General features: G+C 43.9%; 18 protein-coding genes. 10 read left to right on the forward strand and 8 right to left on the reverse strand.

Annotation, left to right across the window (positions count from 1 at the left end; genetic code table 11):
* Positions 1 to 12 precede the first annotated feature (12 nt).
* The 5 genes from rplS to thrC all read left to right on the forward strand — a co-directional run bounded on the left by rplS (position 13) and on the right by thrC (position 5646).
* Positions 13 to 366 carry a 50S ribosomal protein L19 gene (gene rplS, locus ACYUCY_RS11940; protein WP_460226729.1) on the forward strand — a complete coding sequence of 118 codons (354 nt, stop codon included), beginning with the start codon at positions 13 to 15 and terminating at the stop codon, positions 364 to 366.
* Between the two features lie 221 nt (positions 367 to 587).
* Positions 588 to 1493 (forward strand): site-specific tyrosine recombinase XerD, encoded by a 906-nt coding sequence (gene xerD / locus ACYUCY_RS11945; RefSeq protein ID WP_460226730.1) that lies wholly within the window; start codon positions 588 to 590, stop codon positions 1491 to 1493.
* A gap of 133 nt (positions 1494 to 1626) precedes the next feature.
* Entirely contained in the window at positions 1627 to 2649 is a 1023-nt protein-coding gene (locus ACYUCY_RS11950) for a FimV/HubP family polar landmark protein (RefSeq protein WP_460226731.1), read from the forward strand.
* 249 nt (positions 2650 to 2898) lie between these two features.
* Positions 2899 to 4203, forward strand: coding sequence for a homoserine dehydrogenase (locus ACYUCY_RS11955; protein ID WP_460226732.1), 1305 nt, complete (start codon positions 2899 to 2901; stop codon positions 4201 to 4203).
* 45 nt (positions 4204 to 4248) lie between these two features.
* A complete protein-coding gene (gene thrC / locus ACYUCY_RS11960; protein ID WP_460226733.1) occupies positions 4249 to 5646 on the forward strand; it encodes a threonine synthase in 1398 nt (465 codons plus the stop codon).
* An 88-nt stretch (positions 5647 to 5734) separates the two neighbouring features.
* Here thrC and ACYUCY_RS11965 read toward each other — a convergent pair whose 3' ends face one another.
* On the reverse strand, positions 5735 to 7975 hold the full coding sequence (locus ACYUCY_RS11965) for a TonB-dependent receptor plug domain-containing protein (RefSeq protein ID WP_460226734.1): 2241 nt from the start codon (positions 7973 to 7975) through the stop codon (positions 5735 to 5737).
* 321 nt (positions 7976 to 8296) lie between these two features.
* Complete coding sequence (locus ACYUCY_RS11970; RefSeq protein WP_460226735.1) at positions 8297 to 10471, reverse strand: outer membrane protein assembly factor BamB family protein; 2175 nt, start codon at positions 10469 to 10471, stop codon at positions 8297 to 8299.
* A gap of 472 nt (positions 10472 to 10943) precedes the next feature.
* Between ACYUCY_RS11970 and ACYUCY_RS11975 the strand changes: the two genes are divergently transcribed.
* The 3 genes from ACYUCY_RS11975 to ACYUCY_RS11985 all read left to right on the forward strand — a co-directional run bounded on the left by ACYUCY_RS11975 (position 10944) and on the right by ACYUCY_RS11985 (position 14318).
* Positions 10944 to 11423: a CHRD domain-containing protein gene (locus ACYUCY_RS11975; RefSeq protein ID WP_460226736.1), complete on the forward strand. Its 480-nt coding sequence runs from the start codon at positions 10944 to 10946 to the stop codon at positions 11421 to 11423.
* Positions 11416 to 13536: an outer membrane protein assembly factor BamB family protein gene (locus ACYUCY_RS11980; RefSeq protein WP_460226737.1), complete on the forward strand. Its 2121-nt coding sequence runs from the start codon at positions 11416 to 11418 to the stop codon at positions 13534 to 13536. Before ACYUCY_RS11975 ends, ACYUCY_RS11980 begins: the two co-directional genes overlap by 8 nt.
* Before the next feature lie 62 nt (positions 13537 to 13598).
* Positions 13599 to 14318, forward strand: a complete 720-nt coding sequence (locus tag ACYUCY_RS11985) for an SDR family NAD(P)-dependent oxidoreductase (RefSeq protein ID WP_460226738.1) — start codon at positions 13599 to 13601, stop codon at positions 14316 to 14318.
* An 82-nt stretch (positions 14319 to 14400) separates the two neighbouring features.
* Here the strand turns inward: ACYUCY_RS11985 and ACYUCY_RS11990 are convergent, their stop codons facing one another.
* The 4 genes from ACYUCY_RS11990 to ACYUCY_RS12005 form a co-directional block, all read right to left on the reverse strand.
* Positions 14401 to 15252, reverse strand: coding sequence for a DUF4231 domain-containing protein (locus ACYUCY_RS11990; protein ID WP_460226739.1), 852 nt, complete (start codon positions 15250 to 15252; stop codon positions 14401 to 14403).
* A gap of 35 nt (positions 15253 to 15287) precedes the next feature.
* Positions 15288 to 16433: a toll/interleukin-1 receptor domain-containing protein gene (locus ACYUCY_RS11995; RefSeq protein WP_460226740.1), complete on the reverse strand. Its 1146-nt coding sequence runs from the start codon at positions 16431 to 16433 to the stop codon at positions 15288 to 15290.
* A 271-nt stretch (positions 16434 to 16704) separates the two neighbouring features.
* Positions 16705 to 18402 carry a carbon starvation CstA family protein gene (locus tag ACYUCY_RS12000; protein WP_460226741.1) on the reverse strand — a complete coding sequence of 566 codons (1698 nt, stop codon included), beginning with the start codon at positions 18400 to 18402 and terminating at the stop codon, positions 16705 to 16707.
* A 260-nt stretch (positions 18403 to 18662) separates the two neighbouring features.
* Complete coding sequence (locus ACYUCY_RS12005; RefSeq protein WP_460226742.1) at positions 18663 to 20486, reverse strand: thioredoxin domain-containing protein; 1824 nt, start codon at positions 20484 to 20486, stop codon at positions 18663 to 18665.
* Between the two features lie 550 nt (positions 20487 to 21036).
* Here ACYUCY_RS12005 and ACYUCY_RS12010 point away from each other — a divergent pair.
* Entirely contained in the window at positions 21037 to 22095 is a 1059-nt protein-coding gene (locus ACYUCY_RS12010) for a peptidyl-alpha-hydroxyglycine alpha-amidating lyase family protein (protein ID WP_460226743.1), read from the forward strand.
* An 82-nt stretch (positions 22096 to 22177) separates the two neighbouring features.
* Here the strand turns inward: ACYUCY_RS12010 and ACYUCY_RS12015 are convergent, their stop codons facing one another.
* A complete protein-coding gene (locus tag ACYUCY_RS12015; protein ID WP_460226744.1) occupies positions 22178 to 23509 on the reverse strand; it encodes a HupE/UreJ family protein in 1332 nt (443 codons plus the stop codon).
* Between the two features lie 296 nt (positions 23510 to 23805).
* Between ACYUCY_RS12015 and ACYUCY_RS12020 the strand changes: the two genes are divergently transcribed.
* Positions 23806 to 24996, forward strand: a complete 1191-nt coding sequence (locus ACYUCY_RS12020) for an NHL repeat-containing protein (RefSeq protein WP_460226745.1) — start codon at positions 23806 to 23808, stop codon at positions 24994 to 24996.
* 111 nt (positions 24997 to 25107) lie between these two features.
* On the opposite strand, the gene ACYUCY_RS12025 is transcribed toward ACYUCY_RS12020, so the two are convergent.
* Positions 25108 to 25503, reverse strand: coding sequence for a hypothetical protein (locus ACYUCY_RS12025; RefSeq protein WP_460226746.1), 396 nt, complete (start codon positions 25501 to 25503; stop codon positions 25108 to 25110).
* Between the last annotated feature and the right edge of the window lie 206 nt (positions 25504 to 25709).

The following is a 25709-nucleotide window of genomic DNA, read 5'->3' on the forward strand; positions in this document are numbered from 1 at the left end:
GAGGAGTAGGAAATGGCGACCAACAAATTAATTCAAGAGCTTGAAAACGAGCAATTGAAAACTGATCTACCAAAGTTCAGCCCCGGTGACACTGTTGTTGTGCAGGTAAAAGTAATTGAAGGCGACCGCGAAAGATTGCAGGCTTACGAAGGTGTAGTAATCGGTATTCGTAACCGCGGTTTGAATTCAGCCTTTACTGTTCGTAAAATTTCTCACGGTGTTGGTGTTGAGCGTACTTTCCAAACTCACAGCGCTTTGATTGCCAGTATCGCAGTGAAACGTCGCGGTGATGTTCGCCAAGCCAAGTTGTACTACTTGCGTGAATTGACTGGTCGAGCAGCTCGAATTAAAGAAAAGCTCAACTAAGTTTAGGTTTAGCTATTTTCTATTAATTTCTCATGAAGTTAATAGCGTTTTTAAAAACCACAACATATCGTTGTGGTTTTTTTATGGCCGACGATTTGCCATAGATTTGAATCGCCATCTGTATTTTTTGCATTTTTGGGTTGAGTAAGCTGGCAAGGTAGAGAGATTTCAGGGTTAAAGAACTATTTCTTTCTTAAGTCTTATTCCGTTACAGTAGCCCAATGCAAAACCTAGATGATGCCGAAGTACAATGTATTGACCGTTACTTAGATGCGATTTGGTTAGAGAAGGGTTTGAGTAAAAATACCATTTCATCTTATCGTCGCGACTTAAGTCAGTTCGCACTCTCAATGGCTGAGGTGGACTTAAACCTGCTGTCTGTTGATGGAAAGGCGCTGCAAGATCATTTGGCTAAACGGCTTAAGCAAGGCTTGTCGGCACGTTCCACTTCACGATTTCTTTCTTGTATTCGCGGCTTTTACCATTATCAAGTTCGTGAAAATATTCTCAACGAAGACCCTACCGCCCATATCCAAAACCCCAAGCTAGGCAAGCCATTACCCAAATCCTTGAGTGAGTCGGACGTTGAAGCCTTGCTTGCTGCGCCAGAACTGGATGATGTGCTCGGCTTGCGCGATCGCACTATGTTAGAAATTTTGTATGCCTGCGGTTTGCGTGTTTCTGAATTGGTTAATTTAACCTTGGCGCAAGTCAATTTACGCCAAGGTGTGGTTCGAGTGTTTGGTAAAGGCAGCAAGGAACGACTCGTCCCCTTGGGTGAAGAAGCAATGACTTGGATCACTCGTTATTTGCGAGAATCTCGACCCTCATTGTTGAAAGATTCGAGTAGCAATATTTTATTTCCCAGTCGTAGAGGTCTGGTCATGACCAGACAAACTTTTTGGCACCGCATCAAATACTGGGCAAAGGTCGCGAACATCACCAAGCCATTATCGCCCCATACTTTAAGGCATGCTTTTGCCACTCATCTGCTAAATCACGGCGCGGATTTACGAGTGGTGCAGCTGCTATTGGGCCATAGTGACCTTTCCACCACGCAAATTTATACTCACGTCGCGACTAGCCGTATGCAAGCCCTACATAGTGCTCACCACCCCCGGGGATAATCTCTTTAATCTGGCGGTCTATACTGTCCCTTAGAGCACCTCGCTTATCACAAATTTACGGCCTAAAGCCCTAATTTACTGGACTGTGGTGGTAGAATTGCCTGACTTTTTTATTGTATAGATGGATGTAACCATGATTGGCCGCAGAAAAAATCGCTTTGCTTTGATGTTTGTTTCACTCATGTTTGCTTCGTCGACGTTTATGTTCGCGAACGGATTACAGGCTCGGAGCTACACTGTGTTACCTGGCGATACACTTTCTGATATAGCCTTGCGAAATCTACCTTCCCCTGAAGCCTCGTTGCAGCAAACAATCATCAATATTCATACGCTAAACCCTGAGGCCTTTGCGGGTGGCGATATAAACCGACTTAAGCCGGGCCAAGTCTTAACTCTTCCCGATGCTTTAGGTGTTCAGGTCGCGACAAATTCAGTGGTTCTCCAAGCGCCCCAGGAATCCCAAACACAAGCGGAAAATACTGAGAGCCCAGCAGAAATACACAGGCGTATTATCGCCAAACTTCGCTTATCAAGACCTGATTTCAACTACAACACGCCGGTAGAATCGCAAATCCCCGGGCTCTACGAAGTCCAAGTTGTAAACGGTCCTATTCTCTATGTTTCCGCTGACGCTAAATTCCTAGTGGCGGGAGATTTATACAGTGTTCAGCCCGGTGAATTTGTGAATCTACAAGAAAAAGCGCGAGAAAAAGATCGTGCCGCGATCATGGCCGCAATCGATAAGAAGCAGCAAATTGTGTTTTCACCAAAGGGTGAAACCAAGGCCTTTGTACACGTATTTACGGATGTAGATTGCACTTATTGCCAAAAATTACACCAAGAAATCGCCGAGATTAACGATCTTGGAATAGAAGTTCGTTATCTCGCTTATCCGCGGGCCGGCATAAATTCAGAGTCTTCTCAAAAACTGGCGACCGCCTGGTGTGCGAATGATCCTCAAGCGACTCTCACTAAATTAAAAAATCGAGAGCGAGTTCAAACCGCCGTTTGTGACGATAACCCGATCGCCGCTCAATACCGATTGGGAGGGTTAGTCGGAGTTAATGGAACACCGAATATGGTGACTGAAGATGGCAAGATGATCGGTGGTTACGTTCCTGCGGAACAGTTGGCTGAAATATTGGGTGTGAAATAAATAAGGCAGCGCTATTTAGTCGTTAAAAAAAGCATTTTTGATCCCCTAGCTGTGATTTAGTCTTTGCGAGCCTCGATTCCTCGCTCGCCAAAAACCCTCAACAAAACCCGCCCAATAAGTTAATTGACAGCTAATTGCGGTGTCAGTATCTTTGCCGTCCTTTTGCGAATCCCTCAGTATCTGAATGATCAACCTAGGTTCTGAGCTGCGAGCATTGCAACTATTGTTTGATTTAATTGGGAGTAAATTTTGAAGTCCGTCAATCTTGGCATTTGTGGCTTGGGAACTGTGGGTAGCGGTACTTTCAATGTACTGCAACGAAATATTCGCGAAATCGAAGCGAGTGCGGGTTGCGAGCTCAAAGTCGTTCATATTGGCTCACGTCGTGACAATCCAAATTGTGATACCGGCACAACTAAAGTGAGCCGCGATGTATTCGCCGTTGCCCGTGATCCAGAAGTTCAAATCTTAGTTGAACTGATGGGTGGAACAACCACCGCGAAAGAATTAATCCTGGAAGCCATTAGTGCCGGTAAACACATTGTTACCGCTAATAAAGCGTTAATTGCAGAACATGGGAATGAAATATTTCGTGCCGCTGAAGAGCGGGGTGTTTGTGTCGCATTTGAGGCGGCGGTTGCCGGTGGAATTCCAATTATTAAAGTGCTCCGAGAAGGATTGGTGGCCAATCGAATAGAATGGTTCGCCGGAATTATTAACGGCACAGGTAACTTTATTCTCACCGAGATGGCACAAAAAGGCCGAGAGTTTGCTGATGTGCTCGCGCAGGCACAAGAGTTAGGGTATGCAGAAGCAGATCCCACATTTGATGTGGAGGGGATTGATGCTGCTCACAAGGTCGTTATCCTCGCATCCATAGCTTACGGTATGCCCCTGCAGTTCGATCGTATCTATACTGAGGGCATCTCGAAAATTGAGCCCCAAGATTTAGCCAACGCCAAAGAGTTGGGTTATCGAATTAAACATTTGGGTGTGGCGCGCCGCCGTGGCGATGAAGTTGAAATGCGTGTGCATCCAACCTTGATACCGGAAAAGCGCTTAATCGCCCACGTAAACGGTGTGATGAACGCGGTAATGGTAATGGGCGATGCAGTGGGCTCGACCTTGTACTCCGGTCCGGGAGCAGGGTCTGAACCGACAGCTTCTTCCGTTGTTGCCGATATAGTTGATATTGCCAGAGAGCTTGCCTTGGGTGCGACACCTAGTGTGCCTCATCTCGGTTTTGAACCTGATTATGTCAGCCCGATAAAAATTCAGTCAATGGATGATCTTGAAACTGCATTTTATTTGCGTATCAATCTCGCGGATAAGCCAGGTGTATTGTCGGAAATTACGCAAATTCTAAGTCAGGCGGGTGTTAGTATCGAAGCGCTGATTCAAAAAGAGGCCGATGACGAACTTGAATACGTGCCGGTAGTTTTACTAACTAACCGAGCTATTGAAGGCAAAATGAAGCGAGCAATTCAAGCCATCGAAAAGCTTGATCATGTCGCAGGTGAAGTCGTCAGTATTCGCGTTGAGTCATTAGTTTAAATTTTTATTTTTTAGAAATTAATAAATAGAATCCTAGGAAAAACTGTGAAATATATTAGCACTCGAGGCCAGGCACCAGCTTTGTCATTCGAAGACGTTTTATTAACGGGCCTTGCCAATGATGGCGGGTTGTATGTCCCAGAAAAATTGCCGCAATTTAGTGTTGAGCAAATCGAAGCTATGGCAGAGATGAGTTATGAAGAACTCGCCTTTACGATTATGTCTCCTTTTGTCGCCGGTGAAATTCCAGATGCTGATTTTAAAAAAATAATTGCAGAAACCTACGCCGAATTTCGTCATGATGCCATTACTCCCTTAGTCCAAACTGCCCGCAACGAATGGGTGCTTGAACTTTTTCATGGTCCCACGCTGGCATTTAAAGACGTCGCTTTGCAATTATTGGGGCGTGTTTTGGATTACGTGCTAGAGAAACGCAATCAAAAAGTTGCAATCATTGGTGCGACTTCTGGCGATACCGGTTCCGCTGCAATTGAAGGTTGTCGACATTGTGACAATGTCGATATTTTCGTTTTATATCCTCATCAAAGAGTGTCTGATGTTCAACGTCGGCAAATGACTACAGTTATTGCGCCGAACGTTCATACCTTGGCGATTGAAGGAAATTTTGATGATTGTCAAAATGCCTTGAAAGCCAGTTTTGCTGACCAGTCCTTTTTGCCTGAAGGCCGACAACTTGTTGCGGTGAACTCAATTAATTGGGTGCGCATCATGGCGCAGATCGTTTATTACTTTTATGCGGGAGTCGCTTTGGGTTCTCCCCATCGTAAAATGACTTTCTCTGTACCCACTGGAAATTTCGGTGATATTTTTGCGGGCTATCTTGCCAGCAAAATGGGTTTGCCAATTGAGCGCTTAGTCATTGCCACTAATGCCAACGACATTTTGCATCGCTGCATCAGTGCCAATGATCATAGTAAGCAGCAGTTGGTACACTCTTTATCACCCAGCATGGATATCATGGTGTCTAGTAATTTTGAGCGCTTGTTGTTTGATTTGTATGATCGTGATGGTGCTGAGATCGTTAAATTAATGGAAGCTTTTAAATCTGGTCATATGAGTTTGAGTAACGAGGCCCTGAACAAAGCGCGCGAATTATTTGTTAGTTGTCGTCTTGACGACAAAGAGACCGTTGCGGCGATTAGCGAAATTTTAAAAGGCAGCGAATATTTAGCAGATCCCCACACGGCAATCGGAATTGCCGCCGCACGTAAAACTTGTGGAGACATTGACGGCCCGGTGATTTGCTTGTCAACAGCGCACCCGGCGAAATTCCCGGAAGCTATAGAGAAAACCGGATACAAATCTACTGCAGAATTGCCAATGCATTTGGCCGATTTGTTTTCAAGGCCAGAAAAGTTTGATGTCTTGCCGAATGATCTGGAGGTAATCCAGAGTTTTGTTGCGAAGAATTTACGCGCTTAATTCAGTTGTAAATATAAAGAGCTAACAAAAAAGGCATCCAACTGGATGCCTTTTTTGAACGTATAGATTAATTTTAGTATCTAATATGCTAAAAGTTACTGCGTATTTTTAATGCAATTTTTCTACCGTCACCTATACAAGAGCTTTCGACTTCTTCAAAAACTCCGTCAGCGGTAGCGCCAACAAAGCGAGTTCGTTTTAAGCATCGTTCACCATTTAAGAAATTCATTGTTTCAAGGCGGAAAGTGATCCCGCCAAAAGCGACTTTCTCAATAAACAAAGAAGAAAACGGATCTCTTTCACGCTGGCGAATTTGATCAATGTCGATGGTGGTATTGTTCCCGCGGATTAAGTAACGATAATTACCACCGTAACTCAGATTCCAGCGTGTGACATCATGCCGAAATCCCATGCTGACATTACCTCGCCCTTCGCCCTCAAGGCGGCGATCAATACCTAAAAATGGATCAGTAACTTCAGAGTCTTGGACAAAAGCACCTGCAGTTACCAGAGCATCGGGTACGCCGAGGAAGCCTAATCGAATACTCGAATTAAGCTCTAAGCCATAACGTTTGCCTTTACCGATATTTCCTTTGGCAGAGGTCAGTAAGGGTGTCGGGTCCGCTACTGATGGTGCGGGAGTGACATCGACAAGGTCAATGACATCGTCAATATCATGGTAAAAAATTCTAGAGTTCAAAACACCCGCGTCATCTGCTAAACGATATTCTAGATTAAATTCATATTTCCAGGTTTTTTCTTGTTCTAAGTTGAAGTTTCCTTCCGTGATATTTCGGTTCGGATCACCACTTGATTCAGGAACGAAGTCACGTAAATTAAGTTGCGAGATATCTCTTTCGAGGGTCGCGCGAAATTGCAGAGACGGGCTAATGTCATAGCGATAGTCGAATTTCGGTTTTATGAAATCGAATTTTTTGTTGACGCCTTCTGTCTCTATCGCTAGAACTCCACTCGCGTATTGTGGCGGATTTCCTTGTTGAGTGACTTCTGAATACTCGACAACTAATGTGCTTTCGAGGGCCATGTTAGATGCTAATTGCCAGTTATGAGTTATAAAAGGTTCATAGCGGACTTCATCAATAGAATTGTTATCTAATCGCCATATATTAAAACCACCAAAAGCCGTTGATGGGATTGTACCTAAATTCTCAAGACCTAATTTCAAAGAAGAATCTAGAATTGTTTCCGCTCTTTCGATACCGACTTCGACATCTTGATTCTCGGATAAACCTTGGCTGTAAGAGGTGCGGAAAATTCTCTCTCTTGATCGATTAAACGTTTCAATGAAAAGGTACTTACTGTTGCCGGTAGTTAAAACGTCAAAGCGATCTTCTGTATTGTTGTCCGTAGAATCATTAATAACGAAAATTAAATTATATTTTCCGCCATTATCTAATTTGTAAGAATAATTCCCACCAATTTCCCATTTGTTGCGCTCAGACTCTCTATCTTCAAGTTCAGAGGTTGTGGCCGGCGTTGGCGTTGTTAAGTCAACAATGGTTATTTCGTTTTCTCTTGGTCGATCATTAACTTGGTACAAGGCATTCAGCTGAATTGTACTTTTGGGAGAAAACTCATAGCCAATATTGGTACTTAACTTGTACTCGGTTTCGTCGTGGGTGCGAATTTCCTCTCGCGTATCATTGGGCACAATAAAGCCATTTGCGTCAGCAATTAAACTTTCTTCATTGCGAATTTCGGCTTGGTAGCGAGGCTCAATATCTAGGCTCGCTAAGTAATTGAAACGTCCTGATTGACCGCCGAAAGAAATCTTACCGCCGGGTTGAACATAACCATCGATAGAATGGTAATCCGCATTGATTTCAGCAGAGATGCTCGAACGCCCTGCGCCTTCTTTCATTACCACGTTGACGATTGGGCCGGCACTGCGGACTTCAAGTTCAGAAGATGTGCCGCGGATAATTTCAAAATAATCAACTTGGCTCGCTGCGATTCTCGCTAGCGTCTCTCTGCCACTGTTTTCTTTACCGGCAATACGTTTGCCATCAATAAGAATATTATCACCGCCAGCGCCAAGCCCCCTTCGATCGTTGCCACCGCGACCGCCGCCTAGAATAGAATCAATTCCGGGAATTCGATTTAGCATGTCCCTTGCTGATACAGGCTCGTACTGATCAAAAAATGAAGCAGGGTAAGTAATTGTTGAGTCCAGAGCCGATTCATCAGTTGGACTTGTTTTGCCGTCCACAGGCTCGAAAAGCTCATCCTCTGCACAAACTAGGGAGGGCGCCGTAATAACTAGCCCCGATAATGCGGCGGTTTGTGCAATGATTCGCAACAACTTCATGTTGATTGACTCCATACTTCTTTCAGGTTGAATGTGTAATTGTAGTGTTTTTTAAGGTAAAAACCTTCACCGCTGATGCTGCGCTATGGGCAGGCTATCCAGTGATTTAAGTATTGCTTGGAAAATATCGTTACTTTTGAACTTTCCGCAGAATTATGCGTAGATTCCAATCGAGAAAAATAAAGTTTCGTATTTTATGCGTTATCAGTTCCTTACATTTCCTACGCTCTAATCGTCAATTTATTGTCGAGAATTCGCCTGTAAAAATGTAAGGGAGCAAAGCAATTTATTCGCGAGCCCCATCTAAAGAATTCAAAATTTCTAATCAGACAACGTTAACGCAATAAAGTTACCCGCAGATTTGCCATCACCAATCGCCATGACAATATATTGTTTGCCATCGTAGCTGTAAGTGATTGGTTGGCCAGCCTGTGTGGCGGGTAAATTAATTTCTGCGAGAATTTCTCCGGTTTTTTTGTCGTGTGCGCGAAATACGGGTGTGCCTCCCCAGCCTTCTCCGGCGAAGAGCAAAGTCTTCGTCAGTAACAAGCCAGAACGCGTAGGTGTACCTGTTCGCGGTAATTCAATATTTTTTAATGCAGGATTTTTCGCAATGTCTTCAGGCGTGTCTGCATTGGCAATCCACCAATTGTGATCGCCAGAATTTAAATCGATGCTGGTGATTCTTCCCCAGGGTGGCTTAATCAGTGGCAAGTTCTTGATCTTAGGAATTCGGCCGCCGCCACCATAAATAAAATCGATACTTGAAGCGCGAGGGTCGTTGGTTAAAGCCAGGAGCGAGACCTCGGTGAAAGAGGGTACGTAAAGATTGCCGGTTTCAGGGTCGAAAGCACCGCCTTCCCAATTGGTGCCACCGGTGGCAGATGGCAAGCTCAATGTGCCGCGAGTGCCGTCTGGAGCTTTTCCTAACGAGGGTGGTGTAAAAAGAGGACCCATCCGAAAGGGTTTAACTGCTTTCTTTGCGGCAGCAAATAATTCTGGAGTGAAATCGATTAGGTCTGCTTCACTGATTCCTTGGCGATCATACGCCGCTGGTTTAGTGGGGAAGGGTTGCGTCGCTGAAGTCCACTCTCCGGGAACGTCAGTTTGAGGAACCGGTTTTTCTTCTATGGGCCATATTGGCTCCCCGGTTTCGCGATTAAATACATAGGCAAATGATTGTTTAGTTAGCTGGATTACGATTTTTTTACCGTCAGGTAAGTCTGCCAAAATTGGCGCATTGGGGTTGTCCCAATCCCAAATGTCGTGATGAATAATTTGAAAATGCCACCGTCGCTTGCCCGTTTTAATGTCGAGGGCAACAAGGCTGTTTGCATAGAGATTGTTGCCGGGACGATCACCACCGTAACGATCGCCAGTGGCCGATTCGATAGGCAGGTATACGAGCCCCAGTTCAGGGTCTGCAGACATTGGCGCCCAGACACCCGCATTACCTGTGTATTTTTCAGAGCCATTTAACCAGGTCTCAGAGCCGGGTTGGCCACTTTCAGGGATGGATTTAAAGGTCCAAAGTAGTTTGCCAGTTCGAGCGTCAAAGCCCCGAACATCACCTTTAACATTAGAAGCGGAGGGTGGTCGAAATCCAACGAGGTGGGCAGCGCCGACAATCACGACATCGTTCACCACCAAGGGCGGCACGGACAAGCCGATATCAAGATCATCACGACCTTTGCCTAATCGTAAACCTTTTTGTAAATCTACCCAGCCACCAGCGCCAAAACCTAGATCTGGCGAGCCGGTTTCTGCGTTTAGCGCGACCAGGTGATAGCCGGGGGTAACGGTGAAAATACGTTTTAGAGCGCCATCACGCCAAAATGCGACGCCGCGACCTGAGCCCGGTCGTGCTGCTTTTTCGAAACGCTCTCCTTCGTTTGGACTCCACATCCATTTCAATTGGCCATTGCCAGCATCGATGGCCACGACGTTTCGCGTCGAGCCTGCAGTGAGGTAAAGGGTGTCATCAATGGCAATTGGCGAAGCCGTATTTTTAAATTCGGGTGAAGGGCCAAAAATTCCCGCTGGAAAAGACCAGGCGACCTTCAGTTTGTGAACATTGTCTTTATTGATTTGCTCAAGCTCGGAATAGCGAGTTGCCGCAAGCGTGCCGTTAAAATGTTCCCAGTGGGTATTCGCAGACGTATCTTGGGCATTTTGTTTGGCGGCTGGAACAATCGCGATTTGGGCTAAATCTTGAGTGGTAATTTCTTGCACAGGGAGTACAACGTCACCAACTTTTAATATGTATGCGGCGACATCTAAATATTCGCTGTTTTTTAGTGCGCCGGGAGTTTCGCCAGGCATCGTGGTTTTTATTTTTTGATAAAATTCTTCAGCAGTACGACCGGCCCACATCGTTTTGATTCTGGTTTGCATTTCTAAGGGCAGGTGGCAACGCGAGCAATGAGATTGAAAAACAGCTTCACCGCGTTCAACATTGCTTGAGCTAGCGTGACTCAAAGAGGCACTTGTGGACATAAAAAAAGCCAGAATGGCGAGCGCGGAAGGGGTGAATAATTTATTCCGATTGAAATTGAACAAGCGCTTCTCCAGACAACGCGAAAGCGTTTTTATAAGCTTGGCATTAAAGGCGTATCACGTATTTTGAGGCCGCGAGTTTACAGTGTTTTGCCATGGCAAGAAATGCAATTAAGGTTTAATAGCGTGTGAGAAGGAGATAGCGACGTAAGTTTTTGTAAAATACTGTGCGGGCATTGAATTGCCATTATTTCCTTAACACATGTTTACTAAGCGCAGATAAAAACCAGCGGAAAAAGCGCTTTTTTTTGAGAATCATCCAAGTTGTTAGCAATCCAGGCTATATCCTTAGCCAAGTATGTAATAATCTCTCGGCTGTTGACCTTCATCCGATAGTATCGATTCACTTAGTTTCGATGTGTGTTGAAGGTATTAATTAGAATCAAATTATCTTAATTAAATAAGAAGAATAATGATGAAAATTAAGCCCGGTAAATACTCTTCAATATCCTGGTGTTTATTCTCCTCTTCAATGATAGCTTTCTGCCTAACATTATCTTTATCGGTCAATGCAGAAAGCATTTTTTCTGCGCGCTTGTCACCATTGCCCGTCACGCTTAGGACGGTTGATAAAATCACCGGCTCAGGGAATGTGGAAGCGATACTGAAAGGGCCTCAATTAACGATTCGAGGGGATTTTAAAGGGCTTAGTGGCCTTGCTAGCGAGGCTAATATTCATATGGGTGAGTTGGCAATTCCTGGTCCAGCGATAATTAAACTGGACATTAGCGCGGCGAGTTTTGGTGAAATTAAAGCGCAGGTTAATTTAAATGCAGAGCAAATTACGCGTTTGCACGAACACGGTCTTTACATCCAGATTCATAGCGACGTTGCGCCAGAGGGAAACTTACGTGGTTGGTTGTTAAAAACGGAAGGCGATAACAATGAATAACTCTTTGAACAAAATTTTTCTTCCGTCAATTTTAATTTCATCAGCGCTGTTTATATCTTGTGCTGGCTCTGAAAATAAAAGCGTCGTGAATAATAGTAGTTCTCAGGTAACCAACGCTGTTGTCAGTTATTCGGATGATCAGGCCTTAGCGGGAAGAAGAATCTACCAAACAAATTGTTCTGCTTGTCATGGTGATAATCTAGCGGGTTCTGAATCTGCTCCGACCTTACAAGGCGAGGTGTTCGCTAGTCGTTGGGGAAAGCGCAACATACAAGATTTAATTAGTCTTATAAGTACTTCAATGCCGCCAGGTGGAAACGCCACGCTCAATGATAATAATTATCGTGAGGTCGTTGCATATGTTTTACAGAGCAACGGGGTTAAAAGTACTTCCCAAGCTTTAAGTGCTGAATCCGAATATCTATTTTCAAATTTACCTTCCAGTGCTGATGCTTTAGCGGCAGCGACCGCCCCCTTAGGTGTCATCGTAAAGGGGGAGGTTGAGAATTTTAAAACGGTTTCAGATGAGCAACTGCGCAATCCAAGTCCCGCGGATTGGTTGATGGTAAGAGGTAATTATCAAGCGTGGAGTTACAGTGCTTTAGATCAAATTAATAAAAACACGGTAAAAAATTTGCAGTTGGAATGGGTTTCGCAAATGCATGAAGGCAATTCAGAACCCTCACCACTGGTTTATAACGGTGTTATTTATTTGATTAACCCAGGCAATGTTATCCAGGCAATTGACGGAAAGAACGGCGAGTTAATTTGGGAGCACTGGTCCGGTCCTTCTGATAACCAAGATATGCGTAACATTGCAATCTTTGAAGACAAAATAATTCATGCAACCACCGATGCTCGATTGCTGGCACTCAACGCTAAAAATGGTGAATTAATTTGGGAAACGCGTATCGCAGATTCGAGCAAAGGCTTTGCGAATTCGAGTGGACCAATTGTAGCCAACGGTTTAGTGATTCAAGGGTTGGCGGGTTGTGCGCGTTACGATGATGAAAGTTGTTTTGTAAGCGCTTATAACGCCAACACGGGAGAGTTAGTGTGGAAGTTTGAAACGCTGGCACAAGCTGATCAGCCAGGTGGTGATACCTGGGGAGGTCTCGACAACATGTTTCGCGCCGGTGGCGAAACCTGGATAACCGGCAGCTATGATCCTGAGCTAAATCTTACTTATTGGGCACCATCTCAAGCAAAACCTTGGGTGCCGGTCAGTCGTCACATGTCGATCGATGATAATGCTTTGTATACCAATGCAACCATTGCTCTAAATGCCTCCAATGGTAGTTTAGTGTGGCATTTTCAGCATGTACCTGGTGAAGCGCTTGATCTGGATGAATCATTTGAGCGGGTGTTAATTGATCGTAAAGGCGAAAAACTTGTTTATTCCCTGGGTAAACACGGAATCCTCTGGAAGAATAATCGTGAAGATGGAAAATTTTTAAAACATAAAGAAACCTTGTTCCAAAATGTTTTCGATAATATCGATGCAAAAACCGGCGCGGTAACGTATCGGAAGGATATTGCGGAGGCTAAAATTGATCAGTGGGTTTCGGCTTGTCCAAGTAGCGCAGGCGGTAAAGACTGGCATCCAATGAGTTATAATCCCGACGCTGGAATTCTAGTCAGCCCTTTAGTGCAAGCGTGCTTTGAAAATGCAGCCCGTGCTGTTGAGTTGAAAGAGGGTTCCGGTGGCCTAGCGGCGAGTCGCCGGTTTTTCGAGATGCCGGGTAGTGATGGCAACCTCGGAAAACTTTCTGCATTTGATGTTGATACCTTGGAAGAACTGTGGAGCGTAGAACAGCGTGCCTCTTTTTTAACGGGGACTTTATCAACAGCCGGGGGACTGGTATTTGTCGGAGATCTTGATCGGTATTTTCGTGCTTACGATGTTAAGACGGGAGAGTTACTTTGGCAAACTCGCTTGGGTACTTCCGTGCAGGGTTTTCCCGTATCATTTGCGATTGATGGCAAGCAGTATATTGCGGTGACTGCCGCAGTTGGAGGTACGAGCCCTAGAACTGTACCTCGCGTTGTGACACCGGAAATTCGTCCGCCGAATCGAGGCAACGCACTTTATGTGTTTTCTTTGCCGGAATAAACGAAGTGTTTCGGAATAAATTGTAGGTTTTAATTTTTTTATTGTTAATAAATGGTGAGAATATGTCTGATTTAAAAAATAAAAATATTGTTGTAGTTGGTGGAACGTCGGGGATTGGTTACGGAATCGTAAAACTCGCCGCAGAACAAGGTGCAAATGTTTGGGCTTTGGGGCGTTCACAAAAATATATCGATGAAGCAAAAAAAATCTCTCCCGCGAATGTAGAGTTTGCTTCCGTAGATATTCACGATACCGATTCTTTAAAAGCAGTATTTGAAAAAGTCGGAACTATTGATCACTTGGTTGGTAATGCTACCGGTGCAAACCGAACCATCGCGCCTTTTGTCGAACAAACCGCTGAACAGTTTTCGGAAGCCTTTGGAAAATTTTGGGGTTACACCAACTTGGTAAGAACAGGGTTTCCTTACCTTTCCAAGCAGGGTTCAATCACCTTAGTGAGCGGTACTCCGGCGCGAAAATGTAAACCAGGCATGTCGTCTATTAGTTGTGTTGGTAATGCGGTCGAGGGACTGTGTCGAGCCATTGCTCCGGAAATTGCGCCGGTTCGAATTAATACTGTCGCACCGGGGGCAATCGATACAACGATGCATAGTTGGATGGGAGCCGAAAAAGATCAGCGCTTAATGGCAATGACCGCGGAGCAAGCGATTAAGCGACCAGGTACACCAGAAGAAGTGGCTGGTGCGATTATTTATTTAATGACTGCCGATTATGTGACGGGCACGAATATCGATGTTGATGGCGGGCAGTTACTACCTTAGTCGTAACCAAACACATTTTTTCAACAATATAAAAAAGGCGTCTACCAATGACGCCTTTTTTATCTTTGATGATTTTCGTTTATTATTTCGGCATTTCAGGTTTCTTTTTAGCGGGACTCTGCGGGTAAGCCGTTTTCATCCAGCCAAGTTGTTCATTCGTCATGATGCCTTCGCAGCGTTCGACCAATAAGGCGAAAAGATTTTCCTCATCTTCTGCATAAGGTCCGCTCCGTGTTAGGTATAAATATTTTTCACGCCGCAATGATTCTGCGCAAGCTCGATATTCTACCCAGTTTTCTTGGAATTTGTTTAAACTTAAAAAACCACTAATTATCGCTATCAATGTACCAAGTAGGGCAATAATAAAACGAAATACCGTATCATATTCTTTGAAGCTTATTGCGGTTAATAATGGAATACACGAAGCGAAGATAATCGACAACATTTGTAATCGTTTAAAACGATGTTGGTTTAGAGAGGATTTTTTGTCATACCAATTTATCTGGTCTTCTACACGTTGCTTTAAGTAGTCTTCCGCCTGTAATTCCATTGTTTCGCTTTCCATCGTTTGATAATTTGATTCGAAGTCTTGTTTTTTTACAGCGTATCCGTCGGTTCTGTTTTCATTGTTATACACCAGGTAATCACCGGGCGAATAATCAGATGTTCCTTCTTTGGTCGAGATTTTTCCGTTTACGTCTGCAACTTCAGCCCATACTGGTGTTACTTTTTTATATTGGTTCGCTTTAATGTGCTGATAGGTATTTTTAAAGCTCTCTGCTTCGACTGTATAGCTATCATCGGTACTTTGGACGATCCAGTCACCGCTCTTGGCGGCTTGTTTTCCGCCCCATTTTTCATAACTTATCTCACAACTGGGAAGTGTAATTCGCGTCGCATTAACGACTTGTTTTTTTATATATTTTTTTAACATCGAATTAGAGATGTCCCTGTCATGAGCGGCGTAAATTATTGTCTATAGTAAGTGATAGGAATTCTTTGCCCGGAATTTGGTTCAAACAATTCGAAATACAATGCATTATTGTTTGCAGTACCGGTGCCGTTAAAGCTTGAGTCGAAAAGGCTATTGTAATATTGAAACTGGAGCGAACCATTTTGAATATTTCCCTGTCCGCTACCAACTTGCGCGCCAAATGCATTGATGTCGATGAAAGAAAAATTGTTGCCATTATGAGTGACTTGTATTGTTGAGGTTGGTGAGACCCAGGTACCGTTCAGGTTACCCGTGTTAATGGTTTGGTTTTGTAGTAGTTGGCTGGAGTTATTTGAATAATCTAATTCGTTATATGTGTCGTAACCACCGGACATTGAAAAGATGAGAGATCCGATTAAATAGCACACCGCTGCGATACTGTTTATTGAGATACCCGTAATCGCGCCTTTAAAACCTGTGGTTTTTCCCTTGTTTATATCTATTAGTCCGGCAATACATAAACCAGCACCGACAACAAGAATGAGGCACTCGAAGAGTATCTCTCCTGCATCATCCCAACCTTCAGTCGAGGCTAACAAGACTAAGACAAGTAAGGCCAAGCCACTAATAACTTTGTAGCTATAGTGTTTTGGTGCGGGCGCCGGTGGCGCGGGATTTGGACGAGGAGTTGGTGGGACATCAGTCTTGGCCAGGTTGGGATCAGCTCGTTTTATATTTTCTATTAGTCGATTAACGTCGAAAGACCAATGGGTTTGTGATGGCAGCAGGGTGAAAGCGTTTAATTCAGTAAGGCCACGCATATCCTCAGGTAATTGACTCGCTAAGGGCATTTTCGCACCTTGCACTAAGACAGGAATAACTCTTGAGTTTGCCGCTAATGCTGCTCTGACTTCTTGTCTAACCCAGTCGTCATGATTTTGCAGCCTTGGTTCTCCCGCATCATCTTTCACCGTCGCCCATTCAGGGCCAATCATTATGAGTGCAACAGAGCTTTTAGCGAGGGATAGCTTTATTGCTTCAGCAAATGGGATGCCAGGATCAATTGATTCTACATCGAGAAAAATATGTTCCGGCCCAAACGCTCTGCGTAAATCGTCGACTAAGCGATATGTGGTGGTACTGGTGCCTGATCTGCGGTAACTAACAAATATCCCTGGCATGTTATTGACTCCATAATTAGCGAATGAAAATCGATTAATTATTATTCGAGCGGCTTCGAATTCAACACTAGGCAGTTGGGTTTAGCAATTAATTTTATAATCTGTCGCATCTTATCAATTCAGTTTGCTTAAAAACAATGTATTTTGCGTCTGTTTCCTAATAGTACCCGGAAAATTTGATATCCAATCAGCACAAAAAAAGCGCTAACTTCCGAGGAGTAGCGCTTTTTTCAGTTGAGTCTATTTATAAAAATAGCTGGTATGCCGCGAATTAACTTTCCGAAACACCAGCAGTAGTTTCGCCGTCTTTCTCTCTTTTAACTTTTAAGATCACAGAAATAGATTCTAGAATGACCAAAATACTGACGACTAATACAATGATATCAATAGCAACCAGCAACCAATTCCCTTGTCGATAAAAGTCAACTAACTGAATAAGGCCTGCAATAAATGCCATGGTCAAGATAAATACCATCGGTATTAATGTGTAGTAAGCAGGTCTTCTCAATTTAATTAAATAAACCGATAACACTAATAGCGTTAAGCTGGCGAGAATCTGATTGGTTGCGCCAAACAATGGCCAGATTTTCATGCCACCTGTTCCAGAAGAACCACCGGCGCCGAAGGCAAGTAATAGGCAAGTGCCAACAGCAATGAGGGTTGCGACTAAACCGTTTCTCAAAACACCGATATTAAAAATTTCGCCCCATTCTTGGAGAATGTAACGTTGCAAGCGAACACCAGAATCCATTGTGGTGCCGGCAAATAAAACTACCATCACCGCCAATAAGGTTGTTGCGAATTCGACGGGAATACCCCAGCCAGCGTTCACCATATTTGCGCCGCCTTCAATAAATTTCCCAGCACCGCCGGCGGAAAAACTGGAATAAATTTCACGCCATTGTTCGGGTGAAGAGGCCAAGGCTATGCTGCTCACGGCTACAATTGTGATCAACGCTAGAGAACCTTCTCCAACCGCACCAAGATAACCAACGAAGCGACCATCCGTTTCTTTGTTTAATTGTTTTGAACTCGTGCCGGAAGAAACAATGCCGTGGAACCCGGAAACTGCGCCGCAAGCGATGGTAACGAAGAGTAGGGGGAATATACTCGGCGTACCTTCTGCAAGCTGATCATTAAAAGCAGGTGCGGTGATGTCCGGCATAAACAAAAATACTGAGCCGTACATTAATACCAAGCCTACCAAAAGTTGCATGCCGTTAATAAAATCTCTCGGTTGTAACAGCATCCACACCGGCAACAATGACGCAATAGCTGCGTAGACAAATAAAATAATTATCCAGCTCGCGTTTGGCGTTAAGCCAAACATTTGATCAGGCAATTCGAGGGGAAGCTCACTGCCAACGTAAATTGAAAAATACAAAGCAATGACGCCAAGAACAATAAGTGCAATTAAATTGAATTTGCGATGGATTAATTGTCCGATGATTAGCGCCACAACGATCGCTGACCAAGCGGGAAACACGGCACCCGGAGTGCCGACAAAAGAGTTTGCAATGACAACGCCGAAAACCGCGTTAACCATCAGCAACACTAAAAACACCACTGCCATAAATAACAATCGCGCTTTTTTGCCGATGACTGATTCCGACAAGGCTCCCATAGATTTGCCTTTGTGTCGTGCACTGGCCCAGAGAGCTCCCATGTCGTGAACGCCAGCGAAAAATATCGTGCCGAACACCACCCACAACACCGCGGGTACCCAGCCCCAATAGATTGCGATTGCCGGACCTACAATGGGCGCAGCGCCGGCCACAGAAGTGAAATGATGGCCCCACAAGACGTATTTATTGGTCGGGACATAGTCTATGCCGTCCTCTAGCTCATGTGCAGGAGTGACAAAATCAGGGTCGAGCCGGAAGATTTTGGTGGCGATGAATTTGGAATATACAAACCAGCCGAAGCTCATGCCTGCGATACCAAATAAAACGATCAATAGTGAGTGCATGAAAGATTCCTTTGTAATTATTATTGAATGCGCTGATATCTATGGTCTGACTCGCCGTTAACGAGGCTTAGCCGAAAAATTACGCGTTTTGCATAATACAAACTTCACTACATTCATTCAAACCTTTCAGCTTTAAATCGCTGATGTTCTTGTTTAATTGGTTGTGAAGTTAATGTGTTATGGGCAAATTACTTCAATAGTTTATGCAACAAAAAAGGCGACCCAAATGGGTCGCCTTTGATCAGACAGAACTTCAGTAATTAATTTTGTGAAACTCGTCGAGGTGCTGCTCGGGTTGGAGATTTGGTTTTGTCTTCAAGATTTGTATAAGTGAAGTAACCAATAAACATCTCGTCCCAGCTTTGTGCGCCACCTTTCACTACAGTACTTGGATCTGGATTACCTGGATTATATTCGCTGTTATCAAATACCGCATCGGTAATTACACGAGAGCCAGCAGGTAATAGTTTAGGTTCACTCAGACGGTAAGTAGGCTGCCATGCGAAATTGTAGTTCGGTACATTCATGAGAACTTCGCGTGTTCCGTCAGGGTAGATAACGCTAAACTTGAACGACTTACCACGGTAATGCATGTGTGGTCGCAATGCGTAAAGCATTGTGTCGTGATCAAACACAAAATGAGAATTCATTGCGTGATCAGCTTCGTTTGGACGCAACACTAGGTTGGTGCCACCAAAAGATACAGGTTTAGTTAAGAACTTGTATTCAGGCTTCTTATCGTGAAAGTAAAGTCCAACACGAGTTTTATCAACAACCGCCTTACCAAAAGTGGTGTAGTGCATTTGCATTGATAAGTTGTAGCCTTTAGGAATAAATACACCAGTGTTTTCTGGGAAGACTGTCGCATCAGTTTTACCTGGCGCATAGCCTTCTAAAAAGTCACGAATGTTTTCTTCGTCTAGCACTTCATTGGCTTCGCTTTGTTCTGGCGAAACGATATAGGACAACAAGTGGTGAAGAACACGTTTGTCACCAGGGATAAATTGAATTGCTTTAACATATTTATCTTCTGGGAAATCGAGATTCACGACGTTGTTGAAGTAATCGAGAACGCCTGAAGCCGGAACTTCAAATGCAGGAACTTCGACAATCATGTCAGGCTCGCCTAACTGCCACTCTTGCTCAAGAGGTGCCACGGCTTGCAGCGGATCAACCTTGCTTGTTCCGCGAGGCGTTTTCGCATCTATCCAGTGAATTAGAGCTTGCTGATCTTCAATTTCTAGATAATTAGCGTTATCAAAATGGTTGATGCTTGGGTCAACCTGCGCTGGAGGCATACGCTTGGTCATAACGACTTCACGAATCATCGGTGCCCAACCGCTAACCATTTCATAGCTATTCATTGGGAATGGTCCGATACCACCTTCAACGTGACAAGTCGCGCAATTTTCTTTCAAGATTGGCGCGATATCTTTCGCATAATCAGGTGCTGCTTTCGCGTGCATTTCTTGGGTTGGAAACTTAATGTCGCAACCGCTTTTAAGTGGAGCAGAAGTTGATTCAACTTTTTCGCCAGCAACCATTTTCGCCAATGATTCATTGATAGGGCGAGAAACAGGCTTAGGAGCTTCTTCTCCGGGACGGAAACGAGGCGCCGCCTTATCTAGCGGTCCGCGATAAACTAATTGCAAAGTCTTTGGGTCGATAACTAAGATCTCACCGGCCTTGCTAACATTTAATGTTTCGGCAGCGAGTTGAGCATCGTCATACATAATTGGGAAATCGATATCATAAACAGCGGCTTGTTTTCTGATCGATTCTAGATTGTCCTCTGGAGAAGAGTTCAACATTAGAAACTTAACGCCCATCGGCTCCCAAGTGGTACGCATCAATTTGTACTTTGGAAGAGACTCAATATTCTCTTCGCAATTAGTTGCTTGAGAAATGATAACCAAGGCTTTTTGATGGCCAAGGCGAGTCAGTTGGTGTTGAACACCCTGGTGATCGATAAGACCAAAATCTCTTACTTTTGTCGTTTCTGCATTAGCAGATACCGCAATAGCAAGCGATGCCGGCAGCAGCAAGCTCGAAAGCGCTTTATTGATCAAGGCTTTACTTTTCATAACAGAGTTCCTCCACTAAGGATGGGTCGCATATTGTAGTTAGTATAATAGCTTTTTCATTTGCTACTGACTTAATCGTCGCTTACAGCTACTGTCGATCTTTGGCTTAGCCCGTTAAAAGAAGCCCCATGAAAATCGACATTAAAGTAGAAACATTGTGATTAAAGTCAGTTAACGTCTTGAAATTTATTTATATTTTGCTTTCTTAAACTGCTCAGTTTTACCTAAATTCGTAGTTTTATTAGTTAAATTTGATCTTTTAGCCAGTAAAAAACGAATTTAAGAGCCAAGTCGAAAAAGTTAGTTCTCTCAACGATGCAAGGGATTATATGCCTCAGATTCACAATATCAATCCTGTACCTACGTAAACCTTTGTAATCCCCTAATTTTATAGGTGATTTTGGAATTATTAGCGCGCTGATAATGGCTTTAATAGAGACTTTTACTTGGAGATCCAGTAGAGTCTGACCGCTCAGTTAATAACAATAAGAACGCTTCTCAGTACCTAATAAAATTCCAATCAAAAAGCGATAGACCTCGGAGGAAACCTATGAATTCATCTTTACCTATGCGACGAACTAAATACATAAAGCACTTGGCACTTTTGCCCCTGTCTTTTTTTATTTCCTTAAATGCGAACGCGCAGCTCGAAAACCCAAATCACACGCCCAATCCTTACAACACGGTGCCCGGTGTTTGGGCGGAATTGCCAGATGGGCGAAAATGGGGAGCTACTAGTACGGTTTACTACGCAGGCGACGATAAAGTGTGGGCCGCAGAACGCTGCGGAGACAATAGTAATTGTTTAAATACGCCAGATATCGATCCAATTATGCTGATCGATACAAAGTCTGGAAAAATCCTAAAAACGTTTGGTAAGGGTTTGATCGTTTGGCCACACGGTATTCACGTAGACCCCGATGGCAATGTTTGGATCGCTGATGCTCGTGGCGATGCAGAGCGTAAAAAAGGCCATCAAGTTCATAAGTTCAGTCCTGATGGCGAGCTATTAATGAGCATAGGTACAGCCGGTGTCGCTGGAAAAGACAAGTACATTTTCGATGCACCTTGCGATGTTTTAGTTGCACCTAATGGTGATATTTTTATTGCTGATGGTCACTCTGCGACGGGTAATAATCGAATCGTGAAATACAACAGCAAAGGCGAATATCTCTTGGAGTTTGGCGGCACTGGTTCGGAAGATGGTGAAATACGAGTCCCTCACGCTTTGGCAATGGATTCGGAAGGACGGCTTTTTGTTGCTGATCGCTCCAATAGTCGTTTACAGATATTCGATCAAGACGGAAAGCATCTTGATACGTGGACTCAGTTTGGCCGTCCTAGCGGTTTGTATATCGATAAAAATGATGTTCTGTATTCGGCGGACTCTGAATCGAATACCGGTGCTCGTAGAAATCCAGGTTGGTATCGCGGAATTCGTATCGGTAGTGCTAAAACGGGTTTCTTAACAAGTTTTATTCCTGATCCAAATTCCGGCGCCGCTCGCGGTACGAGTGTTGCCGAAGGTGTGACAGCTGATGACGACGGCAATGTTTATGGTGCCGAAGTCGCGCAAAGAATGTTGCGTCGGTATGAGCCTAAAGAGTAAATAAATTTAAGATAGGTCATACAAAAAACGCGGATCAGATATCCGCGTTTTTTTTTGTCTTGGAAAATGAACAGCCTCGTTTTTATTTACCGCTATTCGCTGTTAGCTTAAAGCGCTTAAATATCTCTGACAGCAGCCACAAAATACCCACTGAAATAAGTATCAAGATAAGCCAGCGAGTTAACGCCGCGAAAAAGCCGTAGCCTAGGCTTGGCGATGAAAACTCGTATTGGAAAAGTTGCTCGCTACGTTCAGACATCCAATGCCAGGCGCTGTGAACGACGAACGACGATAGCAAAATGACGCCAACCCTTTCTGGGATGCGTAACTTAAAAAAGCCCATTAGGATCGGTATGACTATAATTAGCACTAGCAGCTGACCTAATTCCACGCCGACATTAAATGCTAAAAGCGAGGTAAATAAATGAGACCCCGCGAATTGCATCGAATCAGCCAAGACAAAAGAAAATCCAAAGCCGTGAACTAAACCAAAACCAAAGGTAATCATCCAGCGTTTGCTAAGGTCGGCACCAAGAATGTTTTCACAGGCCATGTACACGATGGAAAGTGCAATGAGTGTTTCGATCAAAGGCGGGAACCATAATGCATTGGGTGCAATGCCAAAGGCTGAAGAAATTAATGTAATCGAATGGGCGATAGTAAATGAAGTAACAACGGGAATTAGTGATTTTAGATTTCGTAACGGAATGACCAGGCAGAACAAGAATAATAAATGATCCAGTCCGTCCAAAATATGAAAAAAACCAAGTTCAATAAATCGAAAAATCGCTTGGAAGAAGCCTGGGTTTAAAGAAACCAAACCCGGATCACCAAAATAATTAAACACTCTTTCTGAGCCGCTCGGTAAAATAAAACGCAGCACTGTATTCGTCTCAACACCGAGCTGGCCTAAGTCCGATTGTATTGAAAACTTGGAATCTTCCGATGTGATCGGGTAAGTCACCAATACATCCATCACACCTTGAGCCCAATACAGCTCGGTATTGGCTGGAAGCGGCGGGCTGAGAATGTTCTCGATTGCCGAGTCGTATTGCGTGAATGAGCGGTTTGAAGGTAAATCAATTCTTACAGCTTCGATATGCTTTCCCGTCAGCAAATTTTCACCTTCATATAGGTGAATAGATTCCTTGATATAGACTTCCGCGGCGTCGTGCATCGCGGCATCAACTTTTGAGAAATCTAAATACCCTGGTCCTTTGAGCGGGAAACTAATTTCGCTTAGGGCTTCCATTGGTACGCGTACCATAGCTTTAAGCTGGTTGCCTTCGGGTTTTACGTAGACAAAAAGTGTGACTTTTGAAGGGATATCGTGGGCATTGGTAACGGAGCAGAAAGAGACTAAGAAGAGCAGCGATAAAAATAGTAAAGATTTGTTTTTAATAGCAGTGAGCACGAGTATTACACCGGTTTAATTGTGAGTGGAAGAAAATTCAAAACAGGAATCATTGGTCAATTTTGGTCTGTTTTTTAGGTCTAAAAATGCAATTTGCCTTAATGTTATTAGTTATTGTCTGTGCAATTAGCGAGTAATGTTTTAAGTCATAGAGCGAGTGTTGTGGACCAATTTGCCTAGAGCGTATCAGTATACTGCCGGATATGAAGTGAGTATACTTCGCCCAGCTCAATCATAATCAAAGCTATATAAATTAAAGCACGGGCAATAAAATCCTTGTTTAAAAGGGGAAAATAATGACAGTAAATCTCAAATCAATTCTTGGTATCTCTTTCGTTTCCACATTAGTTGTTCTTGGCGCTTGCGAAGCCATTCTAGACCAACAAGCCGTTGCTGCTGAAGGTGAGGCTAAAGTAGCGCCGTCTTTTCAGGTTGACCCATTTTGGCCGAAGCCACTGCCAAATCATTGGATCCTTGGTAACACTATTGGTGTTGCTGTAGATGCTCGTGATCACGTATTCATCGTTCATCGCGATCAAGACAATATTTTCCTCGATCGACGTGAAATCGGTTTAAAACTAGGTGGTAGCGAATGTTGCGCGCCAGCACCGCCAATTTTGGAGTTTGACCCTGCGGGAAATCTAGTTAATGCCTGGGGTGGTCCAGGTGAAGGCTATACTTGGCCAGCGTCTAACCACGGTATCGAAGTCGCACCCAATGGTGATATCTGGATTGGTGGCAACGGTAGCGGTGACTCTCATATGTTGGTTTTCTCTCGCGACGGTAAATTCCTGAAAGAGATTGGCAAAGCAGGGGAAAGCAAAGACAGCAATAGTAAAGAGCACTTTTCGCAAGTGGCTGAAATTGCTATCGACCCAAAAGCGAACGAAGCTTACGTTGCGGACGGTTACGGAAACAAGCGCGTTGCCGTTGTTGATTCCAATACTGGAGAATTTAAGCGTTACTGGGGTGCTTACGGTAATACGCCAAGTGATGATCGCGTAACTTACACTCCAGGCGAAGCGCTACCTCAGCAGTTCCGTGGTCCGGTACATTGTGCTGAACCTTCAAAAGATGGCCTGATTTATGTTTGTGATCGTGGTGCTGACCGCATCCAAGTATTTAAGCCAGATGGAACCTTCGTAACTGAAAAACAAATCCTTCCCGAAACATTGGTTCAGGGTTCTGTATGGGATATCGCGTTTTCAAAAGATGCTGAGCAAAAATACATTTATGTTGCTGACGGACAAAACCATCGGGTTCATATTTTAGAGCGTAAAACCTTAGAAATATTAACCACCTTTGGTGATGGTGGCAGACAACCTGGTCTGTTTTTCGCGGTTCATAGTATTGCCACAGACTCGAAAGGTAATGTTTACACGACAGAAACTTATAACGGTCGTCGTTTACAGAAATTTGATTACCAAGGTTTAAAGCCTGTTACTAGTGAAAATTCCGGCGCTTCATGGCCAGCTGATAAACTATAATTTGTTTTATATTTATAATAAAAAACCCGCTCAGTTGAGCGGGTTTTTTTATGCCGGTTGTTTATTTTTTTAGTCTTGATTAAAAATAAACACAAGAATTTTATGCCTACATTAGTCAGCAATAATTATGCTTTCCATTGAGCCATCTTCATGGTTGAGAGCAGTTTCGCCGCTTGGATAGTTTAGTGTGGAAAAAATATAAGCGAGTACATCAGTATATTCTTGGAGTAGCAAAGCCCCAGGATTATCGCCAGGCATGCTTGTGACAATGCTGTCATAAAGTCCGCTCAAGGGCTGGTTTTTCCAGACATTTAACTTGTCTTGGTAAAATGCAGGAACGTGACAGGCAGAACAAAATTGCTGATACACAGCTTTGCCACTTTCTGCCTGTTCAGCAGTGTAGACCCCATCTTTCAAGCTTTTGGTTTCAGCATATAAAACCTCTGGCGCGCTGGCTGCAAAAACCAGTAACGCTGCTGACGTCAATTTAACGACTTCTTTCTTCATAAATTACAACTCCAAAATCTACTGTATCTACCTAATTCTAGCTATTTCACCTCGATATCAATTCTAGCCTCTCAAGCTGAACCTGGGCTGAACAATCTAAATGGATAGGGGGTGGCTATTTAGGCGCGCTAAAGTAAACCACAAGTCGACTTTAAACAACAAATCTCAAGAGACAAGAAAGGTGAAGTAGGGAAAAGTAATCATTA

It is taken from the genome of Aurantivibrio infirmus, from assembly GCF_054767315.1.

What these genes read in the sequence shown, in the direction of transcription:
- rplS (WP_460226729.1), top strand. Translation starts at nt 13, where the DNA reads ATGGCGACCAACAAATTAATTCAAGAGCTTGAAAACGAGCAATTGAAA.
- xerD (WP_460226730.1), top strand. Translation starts at nt 588, where the DNA reads ATGCAAAACCTAGATGATGCCGAAGTACAATGTATTGACCGTTACTTA.
- ACYUCY_RS11950 (WP_460226731.1), top strand. Translation starts at nt 1,627, where the DNA reads ATGATTGGCCGCAGAAAAAATCGCTTTGCTTTGATGTTTGTTTCACTC.
- ACYUCY_RS11965 (WP_460226734.1), bottom strand. Translation starts at nt 7,975, where the DNA reads ATGAAGTTGTTGCGAATCATTGCACAAACCGCCGCATTATCGGGGCTA.
- ACYUCY_RS11970 (WP_460226735.1), bottom strand. Translation starts at nt 10,471, where the DNA reads ATGTCCACAAGTGCCTCTTTGAGTCACGCTAGCTCAAGCAATGTTGAA.
- ACYUCY_RS11975 (WP_460226736.1), top strand. Translation starts at nt 10,944, where the DNA reads ATGATGAAAATTAAGCCCGGTAAATACTCTTCAATATCCTGGTGTTTA.
- ACYUCY_RS11980 (WP_460226737.1), top strand. Translation starts at nt 11,416, where the DNA reads ATGAATAACTCTTTGAACAAAATTTTTCTTCCGTCAATTTTAATTTCA.
- ACYUCY_RS11985 (WP_460226738.1), top strand. Translation starts at nt 13,599, where the DNA reads ATGTCTGATTTAAAAAATAAAAATATTGTTGTAGTTGGTGGAACGTCG.
- ACYUCY_RS11990 (WP_460226739.1), bottom strand. Translation starts at nt 15,252, where the DNA reads ATGTTAAAAAAATATATAAAAAAACAAGTCGTTAATGCGACGCGAATT.
- ACYUCY_RS11995 (WP_460226740.1), bottom strand. Translation starts at nt 16,433, where the DNA reads ATGCCAGGGATATTTGTTAGTTACCGCAGATCAGGCACCAGTACCACC.
- ACYUCY_RS12000 (WP_460226741.1), bottom strand. Translation starts at nt 18,402, where the DNA reads ATGCACTCACTATTGATCGTTTTATTTGGTATCGCAGGCATGAGCTTC.
- ACYUCY_RS12005 (WP_460226742.1), bottom strand. Translation starts at nt 20,486, where the DNA reads ATGAAAAGTAAAGCCTTGATCAATAAAGCGCTTTCGAGCTTGCTGCTG.
- ACYUCY_RS12010 (WP_460226743.1), top strand. Translation starts at nt 21,037, where the DNA reads ATGAATTCATCTTTACCTATGCGACGAACTAAATACATAAAGCACTTG.
- ACYUCY_RS12020 (WP_460226745.1), top strand. Translation starts at nt 23,806, where the DNA reads ATGACAGTAAATCTCAAATCAATTCTTGGTATCTCTTTCGTTTCCACA.
- ACYUCY_RS12025 (WP_460226746.1), bottom strand. Translation starts at nt 25,503, where the DNA reads ATGAAGAAAGAAGTCGTTAAATTGACGTCAGCAGCGTTACTGGTTTTT.